General features: G+C 57.7%; 3 protein-coding genes and 3 pseudogenes. 3 read left to right on the top strand and 3 right to left on the bottom strand.

The window, feature by feature from the left end; translation table 11 throughout:
• Nucleotides 1–753, top strand: a pseudogene (locus tag A5906_RS21930) (IS5 family transposase); the annotation flags it as partial.
• Nucleotides 754–1,007: 254 nt separating this feature from the next.
• Here A5906_RS21930 and A5906_RS21920 read toward each other — a convergent pair.
• The 3 genes and pseudogenes from A5906_RS21920 to A5906_RS21910 all read right to left on the bottom strand — a co-directional run bounded on the left by A5906_RS21920 (nt 1,008) and on the right by A5906_RS21910 (nt 4,004).
• Nucleotides 1,008–1,802 carry a phosphocholine cytidylyltransferase family protein gene (locus A5906_RS21920; protein ID WP_080137406.1) on the bottom strand — a complete coding sequence of 265 codons (795 nt, stop codon included), beginning with the start codon at nt 1,800–1,802 and terminating at the stop codon, nt 1,008–1,010.
• 46 nt (nt 1,803–1,848) lie between these two features.
• On the bottom strand, nt 1,849–3,039 hold the full coding sequence (locus A5906_RS21915; protein ID WP_080137405.1) for an aminotransferase class I/II-fold pyridoxal phosphate-dependent enzyme: 1,191 nt from the start codon (nt 3,037–3,039) through the stop codon (nt 1,849–1,851).
• Between the two features lie 10 nt (nt 3,040–3,049).
• A pseudogene (locus A5906_RS21910) lies at nt 3,050–4,004 on the bottom strand (isocitrate lyase/phosphoenolpyruvate mutase family protein).
• Nucleotides 4,005–4,425: 421 nt separating this feature from the next.
• On the opposite strand from A5906_RS21910, the pseudogene A5906_RS21905 reads away from it, so the two are divergent.
• Together A5906_RS21905 and A5906_RS21895 are read left to right on the top strand one after the other, a co-directional pair.
• Nucleotides 4,426–4,683 (top strand): annotated as a pseudogene (locus A5906_RS21905) (DNA -binding domain-containing protein); the annotation flags it as partial.
• Nucleotides 4,684–6,378: 1,695 nt separating this feature from the next.
• Nucleotides 6,379–7,488, top strand: coding sequence for an IS630 family transposase (locus tag A5906_RS21895; RefSeq protein ID WP_080137402.1), 1,110 nt, complete (start codon nt 6,379–6,381; stop codon nt 7,486–7,488).
• Nucleotides 7,489–7,492: the final 4 nt, after the last annotated feature.

The raw sequence follows: 7,492 nt of genomic DNA, 5'->3' as shown, positions 1-7,492 counted from the left end.
GATCGCGTTGTTGATGCCAGGGCCGAGCAAAGTGGGGCGGCCACGCACGACTTGTATGCGTTCGGTGTGGAATGCAATCCAGTACATTGCGACGACGGGATGCCAATGGGCTCTTTTGCCGAAGGATTTTCCGCCTTCACGACGGTCCAGTACCATTTCTATCGACTGCGCGACGGTGGCATTTTGGATCTGATCAATGAGGCCTTGGTTGAAATCGCCCGCAGGCTTGCCGGACGGGAAGCGCACCCGACGGCGGCCATTATCGACAGCCAATCGGTCAAGACGACCGAGAGCGGGGGACCGCGCGGCTTTGACGCGGGCAAGAAGGTCAAGGGTCGCAAGCGCCACATCGTCACGGACACGCAAGGCAATCTGCTGTGTGGCATTGTGCATGCGGCCAACGTTCAGGATCGGGACGGCGCACCAGCCGTCGTCAGTCTAACGTGTGCGAGCTATCCGACGATCGCGCACCTGTTTGCTGACGGTGTATATGCAGGCGAAAAGCTCGCCAACGCGCTTGAGGAGATCGAGGGTCCTGCGATCGAAATTGTCAGGCGTACCGACGACGCCATCGGCTTTGTCATCGTCGCTCGACGATGGGTCGTCGAACGCACCCTCGCGTGGCTCAATCGCTGCCGCCGTCTGGCCAAAGACTGGGAGGCTTCCATCGCTTCGGCCGAAGCATGGCTCCTCGTTGCCTCTACAAGGCTACTGGCGCGGCGCATCGCAAGGATCGCGAACCTCAAGTTATGAATTTTGAGTCAGACTCTTAGATAATGTCCCCGAATCCGTCCAGGCTCTTGCCCATTTTGCAACGTCCGGGTCACGGTTCGGCGTCCGGTTGGCAACGATTCCGTCGATGTGATCTGCCAAGACAGCCCAACGAGCCACCGCACTGATAGCTCAAGCTCTCCGGATAGAGCGAGGAATAGACTAGCGGAAGAAAAAACAAGCCCCCCGCAGTGATGGCATTTGCGGGATCCCAAAGGTATCTTAGCATTGGCACCTCACTGATCCCGCTGGTCATACGATTGGCGAGCGGCATGCGCTCGTGAGAACATGCGCTCTGCGAGATGCAGATCTTCGGCGGTATCGATTTCGCACCACCTGAGACCATCGCATCGCGCGGCTGCAAGCTGCAGGCCACGCCTCTCCACCAGATAGCCAAGAAGCTCCTCGGTATAGGCCTGCCTGGCTCCGGACCCGATAACATCGTCCAGCGCTGGAACGATCGTTGCCTTGAGGGTCGAGCCCGAAAATCGTAGCAGGTTCATAGTTTTGAAAAGCTGCGGGCCGGCTGTGATGATGTTGGCCGCCGTCTGCTTCATGCGGAAAGCTGTGATGAAGCCGTCATCGGACAAAAGAGCTGCAGACCCTTCCATTGATTTGTCGAAGGGAGCTACGGCTGCCACATCGCTCGCTGGGCCGGTCAGGCGGCGCAATGCATCTTGCTCGAAGAAAACGTCTCCCTCAAGGAGGAGGCAGTCTCCCGAAAGCAGCACCTCACGCGCCAACCACAGGGAATATGCGCTCCCGGTGCGATCGAAAATCGTCGATTCGACATAGTTGACCTCAACTCCGCCGAAGCGGCTGCCGCAGGCATACTGGATGGCGTCCTTGCGGTAGCCCACGACAACCGTCACCTCACCGACGCCTATTGCTTCCAGATTCCGCAGGGCGTTGTGCAGGATGGGCATGCCGTTAACCTCGACCAGTGGTTTTGGCCGCAGATCCGTCAGCGGCCGCAGGCGCGAGCCGAGACCTGCTGCAAGCACGATAGCGCGGCGAGGAACTTCAGCCATAGTACTAACCTTCCGCAACGCTAAGCATACCGAACCCACCAGGACTTCAGTGCCACGTGTTTAAAGTTGCGGACAAACGCCGCAAGCCCTTGTCGAGCGAGCTAAGGTCAATCCCATAGGAGAGCCGGACCCCGTCCGAATCGCCAAAGATCGTGCCCGAAGCTGCCGCGACACCAGCGTCCATCAGCAATACGTCAACGACGTCGTCGGCGTTTAATTCACCGCCTGGCCCCTTGGTGCTTTGCCGCCATCCTTTGATATCTAGATAGAAGTGGAATCCGCCTTGAGCTGCAGGTTGCGGGATCGACTTCAGGGTCGAAAGAACGGCGAGCCCAAGCGTTCGCGCCTCGCTGACCTGACGTTGAAGTTTTTGTTGAAAGACGTCATCACCGGAGTCCAAATGATGGAGCAGTGCATGTTGGGAAATGACATCTGGGTTGCAGGCCGTATCGCGTTGTAGCGCCAGCGCAGCGTGTATAACGCATTTTGGGCCGGCGAGATAACCAATCTGCCAGCCGCTCAGGGCGAGGGATTTGGAGAACGAATTAACGATTAGCGTGCGATGACGCGCCGCAGGAGCGACCGACACAATCGGATGATGGGTGTGTGGAGCATGGGCGAAAGCCCCATAGCATTCATCGAACACAATCCAGAGATCCAGCTCAGCCGCAAGATGCGCAATTTCAGCAAGAGTTTCGCAGTCGTAAATCGTACCTGTCGGATTGTTCGGGGTGTTGACTACGATCGCTTTCGTCTTTGACGTAACTGCCGCAGCTATATCTGAAAGCTTCGGCACGTAATTGTTGTCCCTTGTCTCGATGAAGATCGGCACTCCGCCTGCCAAGAGAACCTGCGCGGGGAAAGAAGTCCAATGCGGAACGGGGATGAGCACCTCATCTCTCGGATTCAGAAGCACCATAGCTGCGTTGAAGAGAGCATGGTTGGAGCCGCTCGTCACTGCGACTTCATCCAATGACCAAGGCTGACCAGTCTCGCGGGAAATTTTGCGAGCGATCGCCTCGCGGAGCTTCGTCGGGGCGCCCGTCTCAGCGTCACGGTAGATACTGCGATTGGCCGCGATGATGATGCCCTCGCGCACCATCGGCGGGAGATCGCTCCGGATCTCTTCGGCGGCCAGATCGATGATCTGCTCGGCGCTCACGATAGCTGCTTTGGCCGCGGTCCATGCCGCAGCTCTGTCCGAGTGTTTGAACAGGGCTGTTCGCTCCGCCAGCATGTGCTCTCCATTAATCCGGCATGTCACGATTGGCGCTGCGAGGCGAAGCTTTCATGTCAGCCCCTACAGAATCGATGCCGCCGTCTGAATGAAAAGCCCGGCATCGCTGCCCAGGCAGATATCGAGCTTCCGCTCGTGCCAGTTCGTCATATCTTAGCAATTCAAAGACCTCATCAAGCGTCGCGATACCAGGCTCAATGCTCGCAGTGTTCTCCTCGGTCATAATACGACGACAGACTTGCTCCATTGCCGCTATTGCCGCTCCCATCGAGTGATTGGCCCAGATCACTGTGGAGATGCGAGCTTCGCGATACACAGATGCTGGTGTTCGATAATATTTCGTAGGAACGATCACGACGGGCAACTTGTTCTGCCAGGCGCGTGCGAACGCAACGATCTCATTTGCGGCATTGCTTCGCGAGTGAATGAGGATCGCGTCGGCTCCGGCATCCGCGTAAGCGTAAGCGTAAGCGCGCATAATTGCCTGGTCCATCCCTTTACCACCAATCAGTGCCTCGATGCGGGCCACAAGAACGAAGTCTTCGGCCAATGCATCCTTCACCGCGCGCAGACGCCCGGAGAATTCGTTGACTTGGCGAGCGGATGTCGATCGCCAACAAACGAGTTCATCTTGGGAAAGCAGCTGTCCTCCAGCGCGACACCGGCTGCGCCCCGTTGATAGAGTTTGCGTGCCAGCAGACGAGCATTGTTAAGTTACGGAAGTCGCCATTACCGTCGACGAGGACAGGCAGTCGGGTCGAGTCCACGATCCGCTCGACTGCGTCGGGGAGTTGGCTCCAAGACGCTTCGTTCGCGTCACGGTAACCGAGCGAGCACGCGATCGACAGACCAGAAGCCCAGAGCCCTTTGAAGCCTGCGCGCTCGGCGATCGCGGCGGAGAGGCCGTCATGTGCTTCCATAAGGAACGAGAGTTGGCTGCTGGAGCAGACCTCGGCACGCAACATCTCTGCAACTGAAGAATCAGCGGAATGATCCGAACGATTGACGAGAACAGATTGGGATTGATCTTGCATGGCAATTCCTCGCTTGATCGGCCGACCCTCGTGCAGTGCAGATGACTCCGTCTGTCACGTGAATCAATTGCGAGGTTTGGTAGTTGACCGGGCCGGAGATCGTTGCGTCAAGTTCCGCAAGAACTTGGCTGAGACCGAGGGTGCATGTTTCCGCCGCTGCATGTGCGCGCAATAAGGTCGTTTGCGCGTCCTTGGACAATGCTTTTCCGCGGCGCCTGCCACGATGGTCTTGAAGTTTCGGATGCGCAGCATCAAATCCAATTCTGGTCGCCCTGCGCTCGTGACCAGATGCGTGCTTCGGTGTCATCCGTGAGCAGGCGCTCGACGGCGTCCTGTCGGATCGTCCCCTCTTACTCGATCAATCGGAGCGCGACACCGGCACATTCTCGTTGTGCGTGCAGTGGATGGGTGGCTGGAAGGCAACGCTATCGCAACATCGCGGAAAGGTGTTTTTGGTAAGGCTCGCACTCCCGACCGAGGCGGGAAAACACACGATCCGCGTAGCCGGTCCATTCGCCTGGTTAGGGTTGGGCCACGCCTCATGCGGGGCGGTTATAGTGAGTTGCTCCGTTACAATAGCAGAGACAAGCACACGAATCCTGAGCGCTAGGCCAAATCACGCGTGCATGTGGGTTCAATCGAATCAAAGTTCAAGAGCTCTCGACATCAATGGTAAGTCGGATGGCAAAACATGAGCTGACAGCTAAGTGATCAATGTTGCCCCGACAGCCTGCCATACCATGAAGGCTCGTGTCGTGAAGCCGTTCCCGTCGGCGGCTACAGGCTATGGAAGAAGGTCAAAAGCTGTGGCAATTGATCGCCGAAAGATCGGCGACTGGGTTGATTGCGTTCGGTGCGGATGCGTGCCGCTGCAGCAAGGCGAGACCACACCGGCTAGGAACCCGTGCAGACTGCCGCGCGGTGATAGATCAACGCTCATCGCTCGACAAATGATGTCCTTCTGTCATCGATCAATCGCCCGACATGGTAGGTGACACCAAGAGAAAAACGGGGCATCTCGGGTCGGGAGTTGAGCCGCCGAAGCCAATCTGCGCTTTAGCTCAACACCGTGGTCATGTGCGAAAGGTTTCGAGAGCAACGCATCAGGGCCTCTTGAAAGCTCTTCTGATAATGCTACACGAGTTCGCCCGTAGCGGAGCGCTTGACTCCGCGAAGCCTCCTACTGTTCGGGCTGTGGCATCCGAAAATCGAGTTCAATTGCACGTGTTACCTCGATGATGGACTCTGGATGGCCGCCGTTCTCGAAGCGAGCATATCTCAGAGCTTGGGTGCGGCTGATAAAGAAGCCGCCAAAGGCGCCCCGTCGTTCGCGGGCGACCCAGTTACCGGCCCGATCTCGGCCAACGAGAATAATCCGTGGGGCGGAGTCACGCGAACGGGGCTCGCCAGGCGACTTATACTGCGCATGATGGAATGACATCAAGGATCATCTTCGCCGCGGCCGCATAGGCGGTTAGGTCGTGCCAAGCACAGCTGGTGTAGGATACCTGAATTGCGAACCGGGTTCTCCTATCAGTTCTAGCAATGGGAGAGTCGCGGTAATGCGTAGCCAGAGCGCGCTGACGGTCAAAAGCGGCGCGTGGCCTAGTTTTGGTCCGTAGGATGTTGGTCTCGCAACGGTGGACGTGGCCGATTGACGAAAAACTTCGCTTTGTCCCCGTCTTCTCTAGGCGTTCGCCTGTCTCAATTGATCGACTAAAGAGACCACTTCCTCGATTGCGGCAAAATACCGGTGTGGCATTGTGGAAATCGTCTGCCGTGGGTGCTGCGTTCGCTGCACTGCGCGCCTCGTGGAACGACGCCTTAAGCGCGGACAGGATCATCGATTTTTCGGCTTCGGCTGGCGCCAGCACGGCAGGTGCATGAGCCGAATGAGACCCCGGCTCAGGTCTTTCCTGGAGCATCGGTTCTTTCAAGAAGGGCACGTTCCCCACTTTGGATGGCGCTGCCGATACGATCAGCCCTGTGGACTGGGCGTCGATACATCGATCATATCGACTGCTGCGACAGAGCTGCGCCTTAACTCCATCAGTGGCAATTCGCCGAGCTCGCCGAATTGAAGCAGCATAGACCGGAGCTTCGAATCCCGATTTCGTTAGGTTGGAGCAGATCGAACTGTTTCTCGGCGCCCATACCACGCGCGCGCATGCGGTCCGCACTATCAGTCCTTGAGAGGTTCTTTCGGCAATATATTCAGTCTGTTTAATCGATCCGCACCTAGTCATCTGGAACGCAAGTTCGTCACATTAGTTGATAGCTCGAATCTCTACAGAGGAGAGAGCTTGTGGCGAATGCAGGTGAGCGAGGCCGGCCGATCGCGCCGTTGGTGCTTAGTCCGCCGGAGCGGGCGTACTTGGAGAGACAAGTTCGTCGTCATCGCGTTGCCCGATCGCTATCTGAGCGCTGCCGCGCGATCCTGCGGTGTGCGGATGGCTTGCCAAGCAAGTCTGTGGCTGTCGAACTCGGCCTCCACGAACACACCGTCGGCAAGTGGCGCCGCCGATTTTTGAAGGATCGCTGTGATGGCCTGCTTGACGAGGCCCGCCCGGGCCGCCCTCGAACCATCAACGACGATCAGGTTGCTGAGGTAATTGAGCGGACATTGCGTACAACGCCACCCGACGCGACGCACTGGTCGATCCGCTCAATGGCTGCGGAAACTGGCTTTTCCCACACCACGATCCGCCGAATGTGGACGGCGTTCGGCCTGCAGCCGCACCGCAGCCAGACATTCAAGCTGTCGAGCGACCCGCTGTTCGTCGACAAGGTCCGCGATATCGTCGGCCTTTACCTTTCCCCACCGAACCGAGCCCTTGTCCTCAGTGTCGATGAGAAAAGCCAGATCCAGGCCCTGGATCGCGAGCAGCCGGTCCTGCCGATGATGCCGGGCGTACCGGAACGGCGCACGCACAGCTATGTGCGGCATGGTACGACCTCGCTGTTTGCCGCGCTCGATGTCGCCTCTGGATTCGTCATCGGCAAATGCTACAAGCGCCACCGGGCAGTCGAGTTCTTGAAGTTCCTCAAAGAGATCGACGCTCAAGTCCCTGAAGGGATCGATGTCCATATCGTCATGGACAACTACGCCACTCACAAAACACCCAAGATCAAAGCGTGGCTCGCCCGTCGGCCGCATTATCATGTCCACTTCACGCCGACTTCCGCGTCATGGATCAATCAGGTCGAACGCTGGTTCGCTGAGCTCACCCGAAAGCAGATCCAGCGAGGTGTTCACACCTCCGTCAGGCAGCTCGAGGCCGACATCCGTACCTTCATCGACCTGCACAACAAAAATCCCAAGCCCTTCAAATGGACCAAGTCCGCAGACCAGATTTTGGCTTCCGTCAAACGCTTCTGCCACAAAGCCCAGCAGACTTTATGTGGCGAACTTTAGATTC

It is taken from the genome of Bradyrhizobium sacchari (assembly GCF_002068095.1).
GTDB lineage: Bacteria > Pseudomonadota > Alphaproteobacteria > Rhizobiales > Xanthobacteraceae > Bradyrhizobium > Bradyrhizobium sacchari.
This window is presented reverse-complemented; position numbering and strand designations above follow the sequence as displayed.

Excerpts from the sequence above, each read along its gene's own strand:
- A5906_RS21920 (WP_080137406.1), bottom strand. The coding sequence starts at position 1,802 with ATGGCTGAAGTTCCTCGCCGCGCTATCGTGCTTGCAGCAGGTCTCGGC.
- A5906_RS21915 (WP_080137405.1), bottom strand. The coding sequence starts at position 3,039 with ATGCTGGCGGAGCGAACAGCCCTGTTCAAACACTCGGACAGAGCTGCG.